Below are 18,152 nucleotides of genomic sequence, written 5' to 3'. Positions count from 1 at the left end.
GAAAAATATTTATGATTAGGTAAATCTTATTGAACCGCCAAGTACCGAACGGTATGCTTGGTGGTGTGAGAGGTCGCTGAATAAATTAATTATTCAGCTCCTACTCGATTTGAAAAAGATTATATGATGAAATGATTTCATGAACTTGTCGATTAATATTGCATCGCTTCATGTGATATATACGGCATTAAATGGCTATTTCGAGATTATTGTAGATTAAATAAGTAGATATTTTATTTAGAGGAGGAGAAAAAATGAAAGTTATTAATTCATCGAAAAAAAATTCGATAATATGCTATTCTGTTTCTGCATTAATATTTTTGGCAATTGGTCTTATGGGGATATATCTTTCCCCAGGTGATGAAATGGGCTATGTTATGCTTAACTTTTACATTATAATGCCTTTAACTTCATTAATCAGTTCTTTTATTCTTAGTATAAAAAAAGACTATCTGTTTTGGAGTTATCCTATATTTGTTGGCATTTTAGGCATAATAGTTCCCTTTACAGTATTTAGGACATTTGCTACGATGGATTTATTTTTTGCTCTTTTCCCTGCGGTGATCGGACTTATAATTGGATTGATGGTAAGAGCTACAATAGCTAATAAACACTGATGAGATAACTGTTATATTTAAAGGATTCAGCTTTATCGGCGCTTTTGTAAAAAGATAAATGAGGTGTAGTTGAGAAACCTTCGTACTTGCTACTATTTGAATATTAAGTATATAATTACATTAATGCAAATAAAAAGTGGAGGCTGTCATGAAGTTTAATAAAAAGATACTTATAATAATTACAATTGTGACCTTAATGGGTAGTATATATCTAATTCATAATTTTACTAAGGTAGTAAAACATACGGAGCAAACTAATACAGAGATATTAAATGAAACAAAAAAACTTGAAAGTATTAGTGGAGGAGAGCTTTTAACCCCTCAACAGTTAGGTGAATTTGCTACTTATGGTAGTTCAAAAGTAAAAACATCATTTTATAAACCAGTACCTATTTATGCTGCAAAGGATTATTTAAAAGATATTTTTAGTACAATAAATTTTAATATAGCTGATAATTTACCGTTTAAAGTAGGTAAGGAAGAGGCATATATAGTGCAAGTGAGAGTTAATAGTACCAATGAAATAAAGAGCCAAGTTCATTTTGTGTATTTAAAAGATAAAGGACCTTTGAGAAGTTATAAGGATGAATTCGTAGTGATATCCGTATATGAAATGGATGCTTCAAGAATAAATGATATGTTTGATGTATTAAAGAAGGTGGATAAAGATGCTTTTGGAAATAAGGTGGTATTATTAGAAAAGGATGGTCTTACCTTTGTAGATACAAAAATTACGACAAATGAGGCATTTGTCTATAATTATTACCAGTACAACGATGTAGATAAGAAATTAATTTCTAATGCTAATGCGGCTAATAAAATCATTACGCAGAAAAATGGATTAGTTTATGATGTTGGATATTACTTAAGTGACTCAACAAAAGAAAAAGAAGACAAAGTATTGTATTCATTAATTAATTTCATAAATCCTAAGTAGAGGGTGTAAGACTTAAATAATGCTAGTGAAGAAATTATAGAGTTATATGAAAAAATAAAGGAGAAATTAATTGTGTGAATACTATATTAAAAATACTGCATAATAGATATAGGTGATAAAAAATGAAAACTAAAATAATTACATTATGTCTAATTAGTTTATTAACTGTACATGATAATTTTGTGGCATCAGCTGTACAGGTATCACAGAACAATAAAAACATCTGTATTGCCAATACCTCTAAGCCGAGTTATAAGCTAGTGGCATCTTTACTAGATAAAAATATAAAGTTATTTGCACTAAGTTCATTAAATAATGATATCTATGATGAGTTTTTACTTGATGTAAATGGAAAAACAAGAGGCTTTCACTGGCAGAATGTAACTGCAATACCCTTTGCGCCACAGCTTAACCTAAGTGACTTAAACAATGACAATGGTGATGAACTAAGTATAATACTCACTACAGGAACCGGTTCTGATCTTCACCTGGAAGATATTCATATACTTGACCCAATAACTCTTAATGAGTACCCTATAACAGACCATTTAGCACTTATTAATGAGCAAGTTAATTCACAAATTACTAAGAATGATAAAAACGTCTTAATCCGGATAAAATTAAAAGGCAATGAATATCTTATAACAAAGAATATATCAGATGCAGGCTACTGGTTTGATAATGTATATTTTGGTAATAGTATACATTGGAGAATTACTAATAATAAGATATATGCTGATGTGGACGCGCAAGTATCGCCATCAGGCTTTGTAGGTACTGTAACTATAGAGTATAAATATGAAAATGCCAAATTTATATTATCAAATATATCTTTTGATGAAGCAGAGCAGATGTAGGTTCAAGGATTTAGAAGAAAATTGCATCAGTTAATGGTGATTTAACTGGCAAGAAAGATGCTAAAACAGTTTATACTGATAGTAATGTTGTTGAAGTAGCATAGTAAAAAGCTTCCACTAAGAATAACTTGGCGGAAGCTTTTTTTAGTTAAATTGGTATAAAGCAATGTGGTTTTTGTCTGAAATGTGGCACATCACACATTACACTTTAGGATAACAATCTATCCCAAGTCTTTTCTCCTACAGATCCATCAGCAGTTAAACTATTGCTGCTTTGATATTCTTTAACAAGGGTTAAGGTTTCCTTTCCATAAATGCCATCAATAGTAGCTTTAAATCTATATTGAAGGTACCGTATAGCTATCTTATTTCCACTACTATTAATACTGCAAATAGGCTTTTTCATAATGCTTTCTATTGCATTTGAGGTTTCAGGACCACACAAGCCATCAGCAGTAATACCTACTATGTTTTGAAATTTTTTAATTGCACTTATGGTTAGTGGACCACTAGACCCATCCACCACTAAACCATTATTATTTGCATCTCTTATTTTCATAAGATTTAAGCAGCTCTGGAGGTATTTGATATTTTCTAAGTTATTACTTATGGGAGATTTGCCGTGAAACACAGGATCATAAAGGTAAAGTTTATTTTCTTCAATTATGGATATAAGCTTTTGCGGGTATTCATAATCAGTGCAATATCCGCAGCTATAAAGGTTCTGGCAGGCATCCTTGTAATCTTTAGAGTTTATTACATCTTTGTATCTATTTAAACTTAAAAGCTTTCCATGGTCGAGGATGCTATCATCTAAAGAGTCATATTTTCTAAATTTGCACACCATGGGGGTTTTAACTCCATTTATCCATTCGTGAGTATTAAGCTCCTGAAATTCATAGCCACAGCCTGTTGTCCACTTGATGCCAAAGATATTATTACCTTTAACATGTTGCATCCAGCCAGTTTCTAAAATGGCTTGGGCTATGGTTACTGAGGGAAGGATGTTGTATTTTTTGTAGGATAGCAATGCACCGGTGGTGAGGGTTTTTATTATTTGAGTTTTGTTCATAGGGGATTCCTCCTTTGGGGTTTTAACTTATATATATGGAGGAGTGGAGGGGTTTTGAGGATTTGGATGGGATTATCTTATTCTTGTAGCTTTTAGATATGAAGATTAAAACAAATTCGATTTACTAATAGGTATATATGCATACTCATTAAGAAATACTAAGGTTAAAATCCATAAAGACAATGTAAAGTTATTTCTGAAGGCCTTAATATTGGCACTTTAGAGATAATGAATAGTTGCAAGATTATGATTTAAGTAACGTAATTAATTAATAATAAGTAGGTGGGATAAAATGGATTTACAATACGTTCAAGGTAAACCTATGTTTACAAATACAAACAAAGTACCGAAGCAGTATCCTTATTTAGTAGAAGATATAGAAACAGATGTAATAATAGTAGGTGGAGGAGTTACAGGCAGTATTTTAGGATACTACTTTTCTAAACAAAATATTAACAGTGTAATTTTAGAAAAACACAGAATAGGTTATTGTAGTACAGGTGTCACCACTTCCTTGCTTCAGTATGAACTTGATGATAAAATCAATAATTTAATGGAAGCTACCACCATGAAAGATGTTATAAGATCTTATGAACTTGGTCTTAAAGCTTTAAGTGAGATAGATAGTTTTATAAATGAGAATGGGAATAACTGTGATTATAGAAAGAAAGACACATTATTATATACTTCTAAAAAATTAGAAATAGAGGAAATACATGAGGAATATAGACTCAGAAAAGAAAATGGATTTGATGTAGACTTCATAGATGAAAATAATAATCCTTTTAGTTTTGATGTAAAAGCAGGTGTTTATTCTAATAACGGTGGGGCCCAGTTTGATCCATACAAATACACCCACCAGCTACTAGAGGTTTGTTTAAGCAAAGGAATTAGAGTTTACGAGAATACAGAGGTAGTAAAAGTAAATTATGAAAATAGTGGAGTGCTAGTAGAAACTTCTTATGGATATAAAGTAAAGGGAAAAATAGTTATAGTAGCTACTGGATATAATACAGAGTTATTTAGTAAAAGAAATTTTGGAACTAAAACCACTACATTTAATATAGCTACAAAACCTATTTGTAACTTTTCAGGGTGGCACAATAGAGTACTTATTAGGGATAATACTGATCCATATAATTATTTGAGAACTACTGAGGATAACAGAATAATAATAGGTGGGGAAGATATAACTTTTGTGTCTGATATATTTAATGAAAAAGCTGCAGAGGAAAAATACTCTATATTAGAGCAACGGTTAAAATTTATGTTTAAAGATATGAAAGATATAGAAGTGGAATATAAATATTGTGGTGCCTTTGCATCAACTAAAGATAATTTAGGTTTCTTAGGACCAGATCCAGATAATAATAAGTTATGGTATTGTTTAGGTTATGGAGCTAACGGTATACTATTTGCAATACTAGGTGGGATGATGTTAAGTGATTTATATTTAGGCATACACAATGAAGATTTAAGGTTATTTAAAGTGGATAGATTCGATAATTAAAATGCTAAAGCCATTTATATTCACCACAAATATTAAAGTAGGAGATTTACAATGATTAATAGTGATTTAATTAATAATGTATATGAAATTAGTAATAAATACGATGTTATATTAAAGGGTAATATCAAAATTAGTGGGGATGTTAATTGCATATTATTTGCACATTATTGCAAGAGTACACTGTTTTATAAAGACTTTTTCAAGGTTGTTTCTGCTACTTTTAATGTTAATAAAGTTGCAAATAAAAACTTAAAGGAAATAAAAAAGCTTATAAAACTACATGGATATAAAAAAATATGGGTCAAAGGTGTATTTTCTATTTATGGAGATCTGCGACCTTTAGCTGTAGAAGCAGGATTTGGAAAATGGTCAGAAAATGGATTAATTTCAAATGAAAAATATGGATCTGATTTTTTAATTTCGGCAATATTTTATAAATGATAGCTAGAATAGAGTCATGAAAAGATAAAAGAATGCCAAGGTAGGCAATGAATATATCATTAAAGTAGCTAGTAAAACTAAGTATGTTTTATTAGCTATTTTAGTTCGTCTAGCATATGCTTTTATTTTCATTTGTTATAGTTTACTATGAAAAGTATAGAAAAGAAGGAATTTAAAGATTGTTATTGAATACTAGACAGGTGCGTATAGCTCAGGGAACTTCAGTTTAACGACATTGCAGCACCGCAGGTGATGATTTAATTTGTACCTCTATGGTATTATATAGGTAATATTCAAATAATACATAGATGAAATTGTGGGAAATTGGAGGAAATTTAGGTTGAAAAAATTAAACCATGATAAGATAACAAAACTTAAAGAGGAAGAATTAAATTCTGCTATTGAAAATTCCTTTGATGGTATTTTTATTACAGATGGAGAAGCCAATGTTTTAAAGATTAATAAAGCTTATGAAAAGATCACAGGATTTAAACGAGAAGATATGCTAGGAAAAAACATGAAAGAATTTGTTGAGAAGAAAATAATTTCTCAATCTGCTACTTTATTTGTGCTTAAGAGCAAGAAAACTGAAACTATTGTGCAGGAATTTCCCAGTGGAAAGAAAGTAATGTCATCGGGAAGTCCTATATTTAATGAAGAAGGAAAGATTGTAATGGTGGTAACGAATGTTAGAGATGTTACCCAGCTTTATGAATTAAAAGAGGAATTAGACAAGAATAAAAAACTTAATGAAAAATACTATACGGAGATTGAAGAACTACGAGCTCAATTTTTATATTTATCCGATATAATTGCAGCAGATGAGAATATGCTTAAGGTAATACAAATTACAAAACGAGTTGCAGCGGTGGATACTACTGTACTTATTTTGGGCGAAACTGGAGTTGGAAAAGAAGAAATTGCAAAATATATTTATAAAAACAGTTTTCGTAAAAAAGGTCAATTTATAAAAGTTAATTGTGGGTCCATTCCTCAAAATTTAATGGAGTCAGAATTATTTGGGTATGAAAAAGGTGCCTTTACTGGTGCAAATAAAGAAGGGAAAATAGGTCTTTTTGAATTAGCCTCAGGAGGAACGATTTTTTTAGATGAAGTGGGGGAGTTACCTTTAGATATGCAGGTAAAGCTCCTTAGAGTGCTTGAGGAAAGAGAAATCGAAAGAGTAGGAGGAGTAAAACCAATAAAAATAGATGTGCGAATTATTGCAGCCACAAATAGAGACTTGGAAGAAATGGTAAGAAATAAGCAGTATAGAGAAGATTTATACTATAGGTTAAATGTAGTACCTTTAACGATTCCACCCTTAAGAGATAGAAAACAAGATATACTACCCCTAATTACTTATTTTTTGGGGGAGTTAAATAATAAATTTAATACCAATAAAAGTTTTAGTACAACAGCACTTAATAGGTTATATGAATATAACTGGCCTGGGAATGTAAGGCAATTAAAAAACATTGTAGAGCGAGTTATGGTAATGAGTGAAAATAATAGAATAACCACAGTAGATTTACCAAAAGAAATATCGCAAAGTCCCGAGAATAGTTATCTCAATGATAATTGTGAAAGTAAAACTTTAAAAGAAGCTTTAGGAAATATAGAAGAAAAAATGATAAATGAGGCCTTTTTAAAGTATGGAAATGTAAGGGCGGCAGCTAAGTCTCTTGGAATTGACTCTTCTACATTTGTGAGAAAACGACAGAAATACAAAAGCCTTTCTTGAAAAATGATGCAAGAATGCAACTTGATGCATTCTTGCATCATTTTTTTAAAAGGTTATTTCATACATTGTCAAGGGTTTAACAATGTAAACTCAAATAAAAAGAAAAAGACTGTTGCGATTTTGCAACAGTCCTTTTTAGAAAATAATATATTCTACTTAAATACAGGGGTTTGAAAAGTTGGCACAGGTATTGCTATGTATAATATTGTGGTATATTATACATAATCAACAACTTATAAACAGGTAATGCTGCAACAAGTCAAAGGTAGGGAAGCTGTATGCATGACTTGACTATTTAATGTTAAATATTTAACGTTAAATATTTAACATCGGGGATTATAGACTTGATAAATGGAAAAAATTCATTCAATTTAATTAAGGGGGTATAAAAAATGAAATTTGACTTCATCGCTTTTTTAACCAATCCATACGTTCCCATGTTTTTAGCTACGGTTACAGGACTTATAATAGGTAATATTAAAATTGGAAAGTTTAGTTTAGGACAATCAGGGGGCCTATTTACAGGGATATTTTTGGGGTGGTTACTTTATTCTAAATACTGTGTTAAGTTTATGATAGACCCTAGTAATGCTAAAAAAGGTTTAATTGAAGGAGCACCTAAATATGCAGTTAATTATCTAAAAGATGGAGTTGTAAGTAATACACTTTTTACATTTACACTTATTCTTTTTATAGCAGCAGTTGGATTGCTTGCAGGAAAAGATATAGGCAAGGTTATTAAGAAATATGGAGCTAAATTTATTCTGCTTGGTGGGGTTATTACTGGTGCAGGTGCATTAGTTACCTATTTAGCTACACTTATATTTAGTGGACAAAACAATTTTGCTGTAGCTGGACTTTATACTGGAGCTTTAACAAGTTCACCAGGTCTTGCAGCAGCATTAGAAGCTACTGCTAAGTATGGTAAAGAAGCACAAGCACAAGTTGGACTTGGGCACGCTATTGGGTATGCACCAGGTGTTTTAGTAGTAATTATTGCTATGAATTTTTTTCCACTTATATTTAAAATGGATATAGAAAAAGAAAAAGAAAGATTTAGATCAGAAATGGCATCTTTTAATAGCAATGAAGCTGAAGATAAAAACCTTAAAGAAGTGGGTATGGATGTAGTTTCATTTCTTATGGTGTGCTTAGTTGGATATTTAGTTGGTTCAATAAATATTTACTTGCCAGTAGTTAAATGGTTTAGTTTAGGATCGACTGGAGGAGTACTTATAATGGCATTATGGTTTGGTCATATAGGTAAGGTGGGACCGCTAAATTTTAGAATGAACACTAAAGTGCTTTCTGCAATAAGAGATATATCACTTTCTCTGTTCCTTGCTATAGTAGGTTTGCAATATGGATATGAAACTGTAGCTGCACTTGGTGGAAGTGGTGCTATTATTGCAATAATATCTTTTGTAACAGGTCTAGTAGCATTAAGTGCTGGATTTGTAGTAGCAAGATATATATTTAAAATGAACTGGATTATCATTGCAGGGGCTATATGTGGTGGGATGACAAGTACCCCGGGTCTTGGAGCTGCCATAGATGCTACGAAGACTGACGAAGTTGCTGCAGGTTATGGAGCAACCTATCCCTTTGGCTTGTTATTTACTGTAATATTCGTAATCATACTTCATATGGTTTCATAAACATAATAGGAACTTCACAAGAATATTAAATACAATAATTATTTTTATATGAGCGTAAGGTTAATTGTCAATGATTTAACAATAACAATATAAATTAATATATAAAGCGGTGCAGTTTTGCATCAAAATTTAGTTTAAATTTTTTAACTTTACGCAAGTAAGCGGTTTTAGAAGTTGGCATAGCTCTTGCTATGTTAAGTAATGAGAATAAAATTTAATTTTATTAAATTAATATAATTAAAAGGGAGCTGTTTTTAATGGGATTAATGACAAAAGAACAATATATAGAAAGCCTTAGAAAGTTAAACCTAAAAGTTTATATGTTTGGAGAATTGGTAGAAAACGTTGTAGATCATCCAATTATTCGACCATCATTAAATTCTGTAGCCATGACTTATGAATTAGCACAAAATCCAGAGTATGAAGATTTAATGACTGCTACTTCAAATTTAACTGGGGAAAAAGTAAATCGTTTTACTCATCTTCATCAAGGTACTGGAGATTTAATTAAGAAAGTTAAAATGCAACGTTTACTTGGACAAAAAACTGCATCTTGTTTTCAAAGATGTGTTGGTATGGATGCTTTCAATTCTGTATTTAGCACTACTTATGAAATAGATAAAGCATGTGGAACAAGCTATCATGATAATTTTAAAAAGTTTTTGACTTATGTTCAAGATAAGGATTTAACAGTAGATGGTGCAATGACAGATCCTAAAGGGGATAGAGGACTTTCCCCTAGCCAGCAAGCGGATCCAGATATGTATTTAAGAGTTGTAGAAAGAAGAGAGGATGGTATTGTAGTAAGAGGCGCAAAAGTACACCAAACAGGTATGACAAATTCTCATGAAATCATTGTAATGCCAACAATTGCAATGGCAAAAGAAGATAGAGATTGGTCAGTAGCCTTTGCAATTCAAACAGATGCTGAAGGAGTATTCCATATATATGGACGTCAATCTTGTGATACAAGGAAATTAGAAGAGGGAATGATAGATAGAGGAAATAGCGAATTTGGTGGACAAGAAACATTAACCGTATTTGATAATGTATTTATACCAAATGAAAGAATATTCTTAAATGGAGAAACTGAATTTGCAGGAATGCTAGTAGAAAGATTTGCTGGATATCACAGACAAAGCTATGGTGGATGTAAAGTTGGTGTTGGTGATGTACTTATTGGTGCAGCTGCTGTAGCGGCAGATTTTAATGGGGTTCCAAAAGCAAGCCATATAAAAGATAAACTTATTGAAATGATTCACTTAAATGAAACTTTATACAGCTGTGGAATAGCTTGTTCTGCAGAAGGACATGTAACAGAATCTGGAAACTATGAAATAGATATGTTACTTGCAAATGTTTGTAAACAGAATGTCACTAGATTCCCTTACGAAATTACTAGATTGGCAGAAGATATAGCTGGAGGATTAATGGTAACAATGCCTTCTGAACAAGATTTTAGAAATGAGAAAACAGGACCATATATAGATAAGTATTTAAAAGGTGTTGCAGCAGTTTCCACTGAAAACCGAATGAAAATCTTAAGGTTAATAGAAAACTTAACTCTTGGAACAGCGGCAGTAGGATATAGAACAGAGTCTATGCACGGAGCTGGATCACCTCAGGCACAAAGAATAATGATTGGAAGACAGGGAAATTTAGAGCATAAGAAAAAATTAGCAAAAGCTATAGCAAAGGTAAAAGAATAAAACAAGTAAATCCATGGTAATGGACAATAGGGTGTCAATTGTGTATCTATAGAATAGATATATAAACAAAAGGGGGGGAGCCCCCCCTGATATAGATGAGGTAAATATGATTGAAAAAATTAATAAAATAATTGAACTAAAAGTAAAACCACAATTAGCACTGCATGATGGAGATATTGAAGTTATAAAGGTAGAAGATGGAATAGTAGAAATTAAGTTTTTAGGAGCATGCAAAGGCTGCCCTTCTGCTAAATTTACTATTGAGGATGTAGTGGAAAAAGCGTTAAAAGAAGAGATCCCAGAAATTAAGAAAGTAATACAAGTATATGATATAAGCTCTGAATTATGGGACGCATATAAAGCAATCATTAGAAAACATGAGTAAATAAGATGCTATTTACATGAAATTTTTCTCGGACAATATTGTTAAAAAATACACAATAAATATAATTAGAACCTGACTAACACTAAAATCATAAATGAGGTGATAAATATGAATTGGCAAGAGGAGTATAAAAGTAAAGTAGTTTCTCCAAAAGTAGCTGCAACTAAAATTAAATCTGGAGATACAATTGTAACAGGTCATGCGTGTTCAGAGCCAGTGGATGTCATGAATGCAATGATCGAAAATAAGGAAGATTATAAAAATGTACAAATTGTACACATGCTATCTCTAGGAAAAAGCGAATATGTAAAGCCTGGAATGGAACCTCATTTTCTTCACAATGCCCTTTTTGTAGGTGGAAGCACAAGACCTGCTATAGATGAAGGAAGAGCAGAGTATACACCTTGTTTCTTTTCAAAGGTTCCAGAGCTTTTTAGGGAGGGAATAATACCTGTAGATGTGGCTATGATCCAAGTTAGCACTCCTGATGCGCATGGATATTGTAGCTTTGGATTATCTAATGACTATACAAAGCCCGCTACAGAATGTGCAAAGCTAGTGATTGCAGAAGTAAATACCCAGATGCCAAGAACAATGGGAGACTCTTTTATCCATATTTCAGATATAGATTATATTGTTGAAACTTCAAATCCTATTATAGAGTTAAAACCAGCTAAAATAGGCGAGGTAGAAAAAAAGATTGGAGAAAATTGTGCCAAACTAATCGAGGATGGATCTACCTTACAATTAGGAATTGGAGCTATTCCAGACGCTGTACTTTTATTTTTAAAACATAAAAAAGATTTAGGAATTCATTCTGAAATGATATCAGATGGTGTGGTAGAGCTTGTAGAGCTTGGAGTTATAACAAATAGACTTAAAACCTTACATCCAGGTAAAATTGTAGTTACCTTTTTAATGGGGTCAAAGAGACTTTTTGATTTTGCAGATAATAATCCTATGATTTCCATGCATCCTGTAGATTATGTAAATAATCCTGCGGTGATTATGCAAAATAGCAAAATGGTGTGTATAAATTCCTGTATACAAGTAGACCTTATGGGTCAAGTAGCAGCTGACAGTATAGGACTTAAGCAATTCAGTGGAGTAGGTGGACAGGTTGACTTTGTGCGAGGAGCGGCCATGGCTAAGGATGGTAAATCTATTATCGCTATGCCTTCTACTGCAAGCAAAGGAACAGTATCTAGAATTATACCTTTGTTAGATGAGGGGGCAGCAGTAACCACCTCAAGAAATGATATACATTATGTTGTTACAGAGTATGGAATAGCTAATCTTAAGGGGAAAACTTTAAGTGAAAGAGGTAAGGCTTTAATTGAGATTGCTCATCCAGATTTTAGAGCAGAACTTATAAAAGAGTGGGAAAAGAGATTCAAAAGGCAATTTTAAAATGGGGGGTGGAAGTATGAATAGTGAAAGAATAAGAAATGAAAGTTTGAAAGGTAAAATAATGAGTGCGGAAGAAGCTGCAAAGCTAATTAAGCATGAGATGGTAGTAGGGGTAAGTGGATTTACACCATCAGGTTACCCAAAAGCTGTTCCTCTAGCTTTAGCAAATAGAGTAAAAGCTACTGGTGAAAAAATGAAATTAACCCTATATACTGGTGCTTCTGTTGGTGCAGAAATTGATGGAGCTTGGGCAGAGGCAGGAATTATTTCTAAGAGATTACCATACCAAACCAATAATGAAGTAAGAGATAGCATTAATAATGGAGATATAAATTATATAGATATGCACTTAAGCCATAGTACCCAGTACGTAGATTGTGGAGCTATTGACAAAGTAAATGTAGCCATTATCGAAGCTGTTGCAATTACAGAAGAAGGATGTATTATACCTTCTACAGCCATTGGAAATGCAGCCTGTTATATAAAAAATGCGGATTTTGTAATTGTGGAAGTGAATGAAAGTCAACCCATTCAATTAGAAGGAATGGCAGATATATATATGACAGAAAAACCACCTTTTAGAAAACCAATTCCACTTATGCACCCAGGAGATAGAATTGGCACAACATGTATACCTTGTGGAGTAGAAAAAATAGCAGCAATTGTTATGACAAATCTATTAGATAAAACAAGACCACTTGCACCTATTAATGAGGCTTCAAGAAAAATTTCTAAAAATTTAATTGAATTCTTAGAAAAAGAAGTGGAAAAAGGTAGACTACCAGAGGACTTATTGCCTCTACAATCTGGTGTAGGTAGTGTTGCCAATGCAGTACTTGGAGGACTTTGTGAGTCTAAATTCAAAAATTTAACTTGCTATACAGAGGTTATTCAAGATTCTATGTTAGATTTATTAAAATGTGGAAAAGCAGTAATGGCATCTTCTACAGCCATAAGTCTTTCACCAGAGAGAATGGTGAAATTTAAAGAAGAAATAGACTTCTTCAAAGACAAAATTGTATTAAGACCTCAAGAAATAAGCAATAATCCTGAGATTTCAAGAAGAATAGGTGTTATTGCTATGAATACCGCTATAGAAGTAGACATTTATGGAAATGTAAACTCAACACACATAATGGGAAGTAAAATGATGAATGGTATTGGTGGGTCTGGAGATTTTGCAAGAAATGCATATCTAACAATATTCACAACAGAGTCCATTGCAAAGAATGGAGATATTTCTTCAATTGTTCCAATGGTATCCCATGTAGATCACACAGAGCACGATGTTATGGTTATTGTAACAGAACAAGGGGTAGCAGATTTAAGAGGATTATGCCCGAGGGAAAGAGCACTAGAAATTATTAACAATTGCGCACACCCAGAGTATAAATCAGAACTTATGAGATATTTTGAAGATGCACAACGCTCCGGAGCAAAACATACACCACACATGCTTGAAAAATCCTTGGGATGGCATAGTAGATTTTTAGCTACAGGGTCTATGAAGGTGAAAGAACCAATTAAACTTAATACTAAATTAGATGATTCTTATAGAAATATAAGTTAATAAATAAAGTAATATATTTTAGGAGGAATTTATAAATGGAAAACAATCAATATATACAAGAACTTATGACAAAAGCAAGATTAGCGCAGAAAGAGGTAGCTAATTATACACAAGAGCAGGCAGATGCACTTGTTAGAGCAATCGGAAAAGTTATTTATGACAATGCAGAAATCCTTGCTAGAGAAGCAATAGATGAAACAAGAATGGGTGTTTATGAAGATAAAGTAGCGAAAAATATGGGAAAATCAAAAGTAATATGGAATAACCTTAAAGACAAAAAATCCGTAGACATAATTAACGAAGATAAAGAAAAAGGATTGATTTTTGTTGCGAAACCGAAGGGAGTAATTGGTGCTATTACCCCTACAACAAATCCTATTGTTACACCAATGTGTAATTCAATGTTTGCTATAAAAGGAAGAAATGCCATTATAGTTGCGCCACATCCAAGATCAAAAAAATGTTCTGCACATGCTGTAGAATTAATGAATGGAGAAATAAAGAAATTAGGTGGACCAGACAATCTAATTCAAATTATAGAAGAACCGTCAGTTGAATTAACACAATTGCTTATGAGCGCAGTGGATGCAGTTGTTGCTACAGGGGGTATGCCTATGGTTAAATCTGCATATTCAAGTGGAAAACCAGCTTATGGTGTTGGAGCAGGAAATGTTCAAGTTATGGTAGATAGAGATATTGATTATATTGAAGCTGCAAAAAACATAATTGCAGGAAGAAAATTTGACAATGGAATTATTTGCTCAGGAGAACAAACAGTAATTGCACCAGCTGAAAAATATGATGAAGTGATAAAGGCCTTTGTTGACAATGGAGCATACTATATTGATGATGAGGCAGAAATAGAAAAGTTTAGAAATGTATTGTTTATAAATGGAACCATCAATGGTAAAGTTGTGGGTCAATCTGTACAATTTATAGCTTCTCTTGCAGGAGTTAAGGTTCCTGAAGAAACAAAGGTTGTACTTTTAAAAGCTAAGGGAATTGGGGTAGAGGATGTCCTTTGTAAAGAGAAAATGTGCCCATTCATGGCTACATTCAAATATGAAACCTTTGAAGAGGCAGTTCATATTGCAAAGACAAACCTTTTATACGAAGGAGCAGGGCATTCAGCAGCGCTTCATTCTAACAATAGGGAACACATTGAATATGCAGGAAAAATCCTTCCAGTAAGTAGACTTGTTCTAAACCAACCATGCTCAACAGGAGCTGGTGGAAGCTTTTTCAATGGTTTTGCACCATCTACAACCCTTGGATGCGGATCATGGGGAAACAACAGTATATCTGAAAACTTTGATTATCATCATTTAATTAATATATCTAGAATAGGATATTATAACAAAGATGCAAAGGTTCCAACTCCAGAAGAAATTTGGGGATAAAATAAATGGGAGGGTGAAAAGTATGAAACTACTACAAGTAAAGTCTCAAATTCATAAGTTTGACAATTGCAAAGATTTTGTAGAATTCTTTAACATAGGAGAAGGGGATTTCATTTTAACAAATGAATTCATATATGCTCCAGCTATGGGAGCACTTAACTTAAAGGCAGAAGTTAGTTTCCAAGAAAAATATGGAATGGGCGAACCATCTGATGAAATGATAAATGCCATTATGAAGGACATGGAGGGCAAAAGCTATAAGAGAATTATTGCCATTGGTGGAGGAACTGTTATTGATATAGCAAAATTACTTGTTATAAAGGATGCAAAAAATACTCTTGATTTATTTGAAAAGAGAATTCCTTTTATAAAGGATAAAGAGCTTATTATTGTGCCTACAACCTGTGGAACTGGTTCTGAAGTTACCAATATATCTATAGCAGAAATAAAAGAAAAACAAACAAAAATGGGACTTGCTGTGGATGAGTTATATGCAGACTATGCAGTTCTTATTCCTGAACTTGTAAAAGGGCTTCCTTATAAATTCTTCGTAACAAGTTCTATTGATGCATTAATTCATGGAATTGAATCCTATGTTTCACCAAAATCTAATACTTTTACTGAATTATTTAGTGTGAAAGGAATAGAACTAATACTAAAAGGATATATGCAAATATTAGAAAAAGGTGAAGAGTATAGAACAGAAATTATTGAAGACTTCGTAGTGGGAAGTAACTATACAGGGGTTGCCTTTGCAAATACAGGCGTTGGGGCAGTACATGCACTTTCCTATCCATTAGGAGGGAAATATCATGTACCTCATGGAGAAGCAAATTATCAAATGTTTATCGAAGTATTTAAGACTTACTATAAGAAAAATCCAGAAGGTAAGATTAAAGAAATTAATAGAGTATTAGCAGAGATACTAGGCTGTGATATGGAAAATGTGTATGAGTGCTTATCAAGTATTCTGGACAAATTATTAGCTAGAAAGCCACTTAGGGAGTACGGAATGAAATCAGAAGAAATCGAAATATTCGCAGACAATGTAATAGCAGGACAACAAAGGCTGCTTGCAAACAATTACGTTCCCCTTTCAAGAGAAGAGATTATAGCTATATATAAAAACTTATATTAGATTTTAAAATACCAAGTAACTATTACTTTGGTAAAAAAAGAAGATTAATTAGATAAAACTTAAAGTAAGCATTAGCATCTATGTTTAGTGATAAACCAAGTATTTTATTGAAATTTATTAAAAAAGGACTATATGATCACACTGTGTGCATCATATAGCCCTTTTAGTTTTTCTATCTATAATATAATTTACATGTCGCTGAATGATGTTAGAAGATTTATATAATGATTTGCTTCCCTAAGGACATGGTCTCCCAATAATGGAACAATAATCGCCTTAATCTTGCATTCCAAAAGTCCTTCAGTAGCCTGTGCATTAAAGTCTCTAACCTTAATGGTTTGCTTTAAGGTATTATTAGTTTGACTAGACAAATCTAGTGAAGATTTATTCATATTAGATGCCTCTTTTCTTAGCACCTCAAATTCTTTTCCAAAATTATTTGCTATATCAAATAATTCTACTTCGGTAGGGTCTAATAATCCTCTAATAAAGAAGGAATGCTCTGACATTATCCTGTTCCAGAAGGTTTCTTGTTCAAGTATGTCTGTCTTCATATCAAGTTCAATGCCATTTTGCAATCTTGTTAACAACTCAGCAAAAAACAATGCTTCTCTAAGTATATGATCTATCAATAATGGATAGGTATTTGTAAATGTTTTGCAGGATAATACATCTTGTAAAAGTTTTTTCTTGAATTTGGCAATCATTTGAGTTGCTGCTATAGAATGATGATTTAATGAATAAACATGTTCTGTTAGCATAGATATATTTTTGTTATTATTGACAGGTGATAATGAATGCTCTCTGGCGGTAATACTTGAGTCAATGAAAATTCCACTAGCGGCCTGAGTTGCTCTTTCTGCATCCAAGGTATATTTAGTGACGATTTCATTTGATTCCAGTACCCTAGAAGGAATAACCCCTTCTGATAAGTAAATCGCCCGGGATAGTAGCATTGTAAATTCATTCTTAAAGGAACTTGCTTGGCTTATTAGATTTTTATCCTTTGATACGAATGCTGCTTCTAGGAATATAGAGTGCTCTTTCATTATTCTAAGAAAGAACAGATTTAATTCTAAAGACTGATTAATAAATTTTTGTTTTGATATCATGTTGTACCCCTAAATTTAGTATTTACATCAGTATTGTATTCAACATTGATGTGTTTTGTGAGTATAAAAAGAATATCTATATTTATGGTTTTAAATTTGTATTTATTCGTATTTTCCAATTTAACAGAATGGGCGAAATTCTCCCATCTTCTTAGGTGGGAGATGGATAGCCCTTATTATTTTAGGTTAGATACCTAAAATAATAACTCTTTGACAAGTTATTATTAGTGATGTATTATGTAATCAGTATTTTTGGAGTAGAAGTTATTGCCTTATAACAACAGGTGGTGCTCCTATAGATATAGTTAAAAAGTATATCGAAAATCAAGGAATGGAATGAGGTGAGAAAATGCTAAAGGCATATAAATTCAGACTATATCCAAACCAAGAACAAAGAATATATTTAGCTAAAACTTTTGGATGCACTAGGTTTGTATATAATCGAATGTTAGCTGAAAGGATTAAATCATATGAGGAAAACAAAGAATTAGATATTAAAACAATGAAATATCCTACGCCTGCACAATATAAGACTGAGTTTGAGTGGTTGAAAGAAGTGGATAGTTTAGCACTTGCTAATGCTCAAATGAAT

The 18,152-nt window shown here is 32.3% G+C and carries 16 protein-coding genes and 1 pseudogene; 15 read left to right on the top strand and 2 right to left on the bottom strand.

Annotated features, from left to right (window positions below; translation table 11 throughout):
* Positions 1–254: 254 nt before the first annotated feature.
* The 3 genes from LGK97_RS18775 to LGK97_RS18765 all read left to right on the top strand — a co-directional run bounded on the left by LGK97_RS18775 (position 255) and on the right by LGK97_RS18765 (position 2,411).
* Positions 255–617 (top strand): hypothetical protein, encoded by a 363-nt coding sequence (locus LGK97_RS18775; RefSeq protein ID WP_226261703.1) that lies wholly within the window; start codon positions 255–257, stop codon positions 615–617.
* Positions 618–765: 148 nt separating this feature from the next.
* The gene (locus LGK97_RS18770) at positions 766–1,554 is read left to right on the top strand and encodes a hypothetical protein (RefSeq protein WP_226261701.1); all 789 of its coding nucleotides are present in this window, start codon (positions 766–768) and stop codon (positions 1,552–1,554) included.
* A gap of 122 nt (positions 1,555–1,676) precedes the next feature.
* Complete coding sequence (locus LGK97_RS18765) at positions 1,677–2,411, top strand: hypothetical protein (RefSeq protein WP_226261699.1); 735 nt, start codon at positions 1,677–1,679, stop codon at positions 2,409–2,411.
* A 208-nt stretch (positions 2,412–2,619) separates the two neighbouring features.
* Here LGK97_RS18765 and LGK97_RS18760 read toward each other — a convergent pair whose 3' ends face one another.
* Complete coding sequence (locus LGK97_RS18760) at positions 2,620–3,483, bottom strand: glucosaminidase domain-containing protein (protein ID WP_226261697.1); 864 nt, start codon at positions 3,481–3,483, stop codon at positions 2,620–2,622.
* 292 nt (positions 3,484–3,775) lie between these two features.
* Between LGK97_RS18760 and LGK97_RS18755 the strand changes: the two genes are divergently transcribed.
* The 10 genes from LGK97_RS18755 to LGK97_RS18710 all read left to right on the top strand — a co-directional run bounded on the left by LGK97_RS18755 (position 3,776) and on the right by LGK97_RS18710 (position 16,448).
* On the top strand, positions 3,776–4,993 hold the full coding sequence (locus LGK97_RS18755) for an NAD(P)/FAD-dependent oxidoreductase (RefSeq protein WP_226261689.1): 1,218 nt from the start codon (positions 3,776–3,778) through the stop codon (positions 4,991–4,993).
* A gap of 51 nt (positions 4,994–5,044) precedes the next feature.
* Positions 5,045–5,434 carry a hypothetical protein gene (locus LGK97_RS18750; protein WP_226261687.1) on the top strand — a complete coding sequence of 130 codons (390 nt, stop codon included), beginning with the start codon at positions 5,045–5,047 and terminating at the stop codon, positions 5,432–5,434.
* A gap of 340 nt (positions 5,435–5,774) precedes the next feature.
* On the top strand, positions 5,775–7,178 hold the full coding sequence (locus LGK97_RS18745) for a sigma-54 interaction domain-containing protein (RefSeq protein ID WP_226261686.1): 1,404 nt from the start codon (positions 5,775–5,777) through the stop codon (positions 7,176–7,178).
* A 392-nt stretch (positions 7,179–7,570) separates the two neighbouring features.
* Positions 7,571–8,836 (top strand): hypothetical protein, encoded by a 1,266-nt coding sequence (locus LGK97_RS18740; protein WP_226261684.1) that lies wholly within the window; start codon positions 7,571–7,573, stop codon positions 8,834–8,836.
* A 257-nt stretch (positions 8,837–9,093) separates the two neighbouring features.
* Complete coding sequence (locus LGK97_RS18735) at positions 9,094–10,545, top strand: 4-hydroxyphenylacetate 3-hydroxylase family protein (protein WP_226261682.1); 1,452 nt, start codon at positions 9,094–9,096, stop codon at positions 10,543–10,545.
* 106 nt (positions 10,546–10,651) lie between these two features.
* A complete protein-coding gene (locus LGK97_RS18730) occupies positions 10,652–10,930 on the top strand; it encodes a NifU family protein (protein ID WP_226261679.1) in 279 nt (92 codons plus the stop codon).
* 108 nt (positions 10,931–11,038) lie between these two features.
* Positions 11,039–12,340, top strand: coding sequence for an acetyl-CoA hydrolase/transferase family protein (locus LGK97_RS18725; RefSeq protein ID WP_226261677.1), 1,302 nt, complete (start codon positions 11,039–11,041; stop codon positions 12,338–12,340).
* Positions 12,341–12,356: 16 nt separating this feature from the next.
* Entirely contained in the window at positions 12,357–13,910 is a 1,554-nt protein-coding gene (locus LGK97_RS18720) for an acetyl-CoA hydrolase/transferase family protein (RefSeq protein WP_226261676.1), read from the top strand.
* A gap of 35 nt (positions 13,911–13,945) precedes the next feature.
* A complete protein-coding gene (locus LGK97_RS18715; protein WP_226261674.1) occupies positions 13,946–15,310 on the top strand; it encodes an aldehyde dehydrogenase family protein in 1,365 nt (454 codons plus the stop codon).
* Positions 15,311–15,332: 22 nt separating this feature from the next.
* The gene (locus LGK97_RS18710; protein ID WP_226261672.1) at positions 15,333–16,448 is read left to right on the top strand and encodes a 4-hydroxybutyrate dehydrogenase; all 1,116 of its coding nucleotides are present in this window, start codon (positions 15,333–15,335) and stop codon (positions 16,446–16,448) included.
* A 188-nt stretch (positions 16,449–16,636) separates the two neighbouring features.
* On the opposite strand, the gene LGK97_RS18705 is transcribed toward LGK97_RS18710, so the two are convergent.
* Entirely contained in the window at positions 16,637–17,560 is a 924-nt protein-coding gene (locus LGK97_RS18705; protein WP_226261669.1) for a DUF2935 domain-containing protein, read from the bottom strand.
* Positions 17,561–17,804: 244 nt separating this feature from the next.
* On the opposite strand from LGK97_RS18705, the pseudogene LGK97_RS18700 reads away from it, so the two are divergent.
* Positions 17,805–17,900 (top strand): annotated as a pseudogene (locus tag LGK97_RS18700) (transposase); the annotation flags it as partial.
* A 9-nt stretch (positions 17,901–17,909) separates the two neighbouring features.
* Positions 17,910–18,152: helix-turn-helix domain-containing protein (locus LGK97_RS18695; RefSeq protein WP_226259861.1), on the top strand; the 243-nt coding region annotated here is incomplete at its 3' end.

This window comes from Clostridium sp. CS001 (genome assembly GCF_020443565.1).
In the GTDB taxonomy this organism is placed as follows: domain Bacteria; phylum Bacillota; class Clostridia; order Clostridiales; family Clostridiaceae; genus Clostridium_AD.
Note: the sequence above shows the minus strand (reverse complement) of the source record. Positions and strands in the feature narration are given on the sequence as shown.

Excerpts from the sequence above, each read along its gene's own strand:
- LGK97_RS18760 (WP_226261697.1), bottom strand. The coding sequence starts at position 3,483 with ATGAACAAAACTCAAATAATAAAAACCCTCACCACCGGTGCATTGCTA.
- LGK97_RS18750 (WP_226261687.1), top strand. The coding sequence starts at position 5,045 with ATGATTAATAGTGATTTAATTAATAATGTATATGAAATTAGTAATAAA.
- LGK97_RS18775 (WP_226261703.1), top strand. The coding sequence starts at position 255 with ATGAAAGTTATTAATTCATCGAAAAAAAATTCGATAATATGCTATTCT.
- LGK97_RS18725 (WP_226261677.1), top strand. The coding sequence starts at position 11,039 with ATGAATTGGCAAGAGGAGTATAAAAGTAAAGTAGTTTCTCCAAAAGTA.
- LGK97_RS18710 (WP_226261672.1), top strand. The coding sequence starts at position 15,333 with ATGAAACTACTACAAGTAAAGTCTCAAATTCATAAGTTTGACAATTGC.
- LGK97_RS18705 (WP_226261669.1), bottom strand. The coding sequence starts at position 17,560 with ATGATATCAAAACAAAAATTTATTAATCAGTCTTTAGAATTAAATCTG.
- LGK97_RS18740 (WP_226261684.1), top strand. The coding sequence starts at position 7,571 with ATGAAATTTGACTTCATCGCTTTTTTAACCAATCCATACGTTCCCATG.
- LGK97_RS18715 (WP_226261674.1), top strand. The coding sequence starts at position 13,946 with ATGGAAAACAATCAATATATACAAGAACTTATGACAAAAGCAAGATTA.
- LGK97_RS18765 (WP_226261699.1), top strand. The coding sequence starts at position 1,677 with ATGAAAACTAAAATAATTACATTATGTCTAATTAGTTTATTAACTGTA.
- LGK97_RS18730 (WP_226261679.1), top strand. The coding sequence starts at position 10,652 with ATGATTGAAAAAATTAATAAAATAATTGAACTAAAAGTAAAACCACAA.
- LGK97_RS18720 (WP_226261676.1), top strand. The coding sequence starts at position 12,357 with ATGAATAGTGAAAGAATAAGAAATGAAAGTTTGAAAGGTAAAATAATG.
- LGK97_RS18770 (WP_226261701.1), top strand. The coding sequence starts at position 766 with ATGAAGTTTAATAAAAAGATACTTATAATAATTACAATTGTGACCTTA.
- LGK97_RS18735 (WP_226261682.1), top strand. The coding sequence starts at position 9,094 with ATGGGATTAATGACAAAAGAACAATATATAGAAAGCCTTAGAAAGTTA.
- LGK97_RS18755 (WP_226261689.1), top strand. The coding sequence starts at position 3,776 with ATGGATTTACAATACGTTCAAGGTAAACCTATGTTTACAAATACAAAC.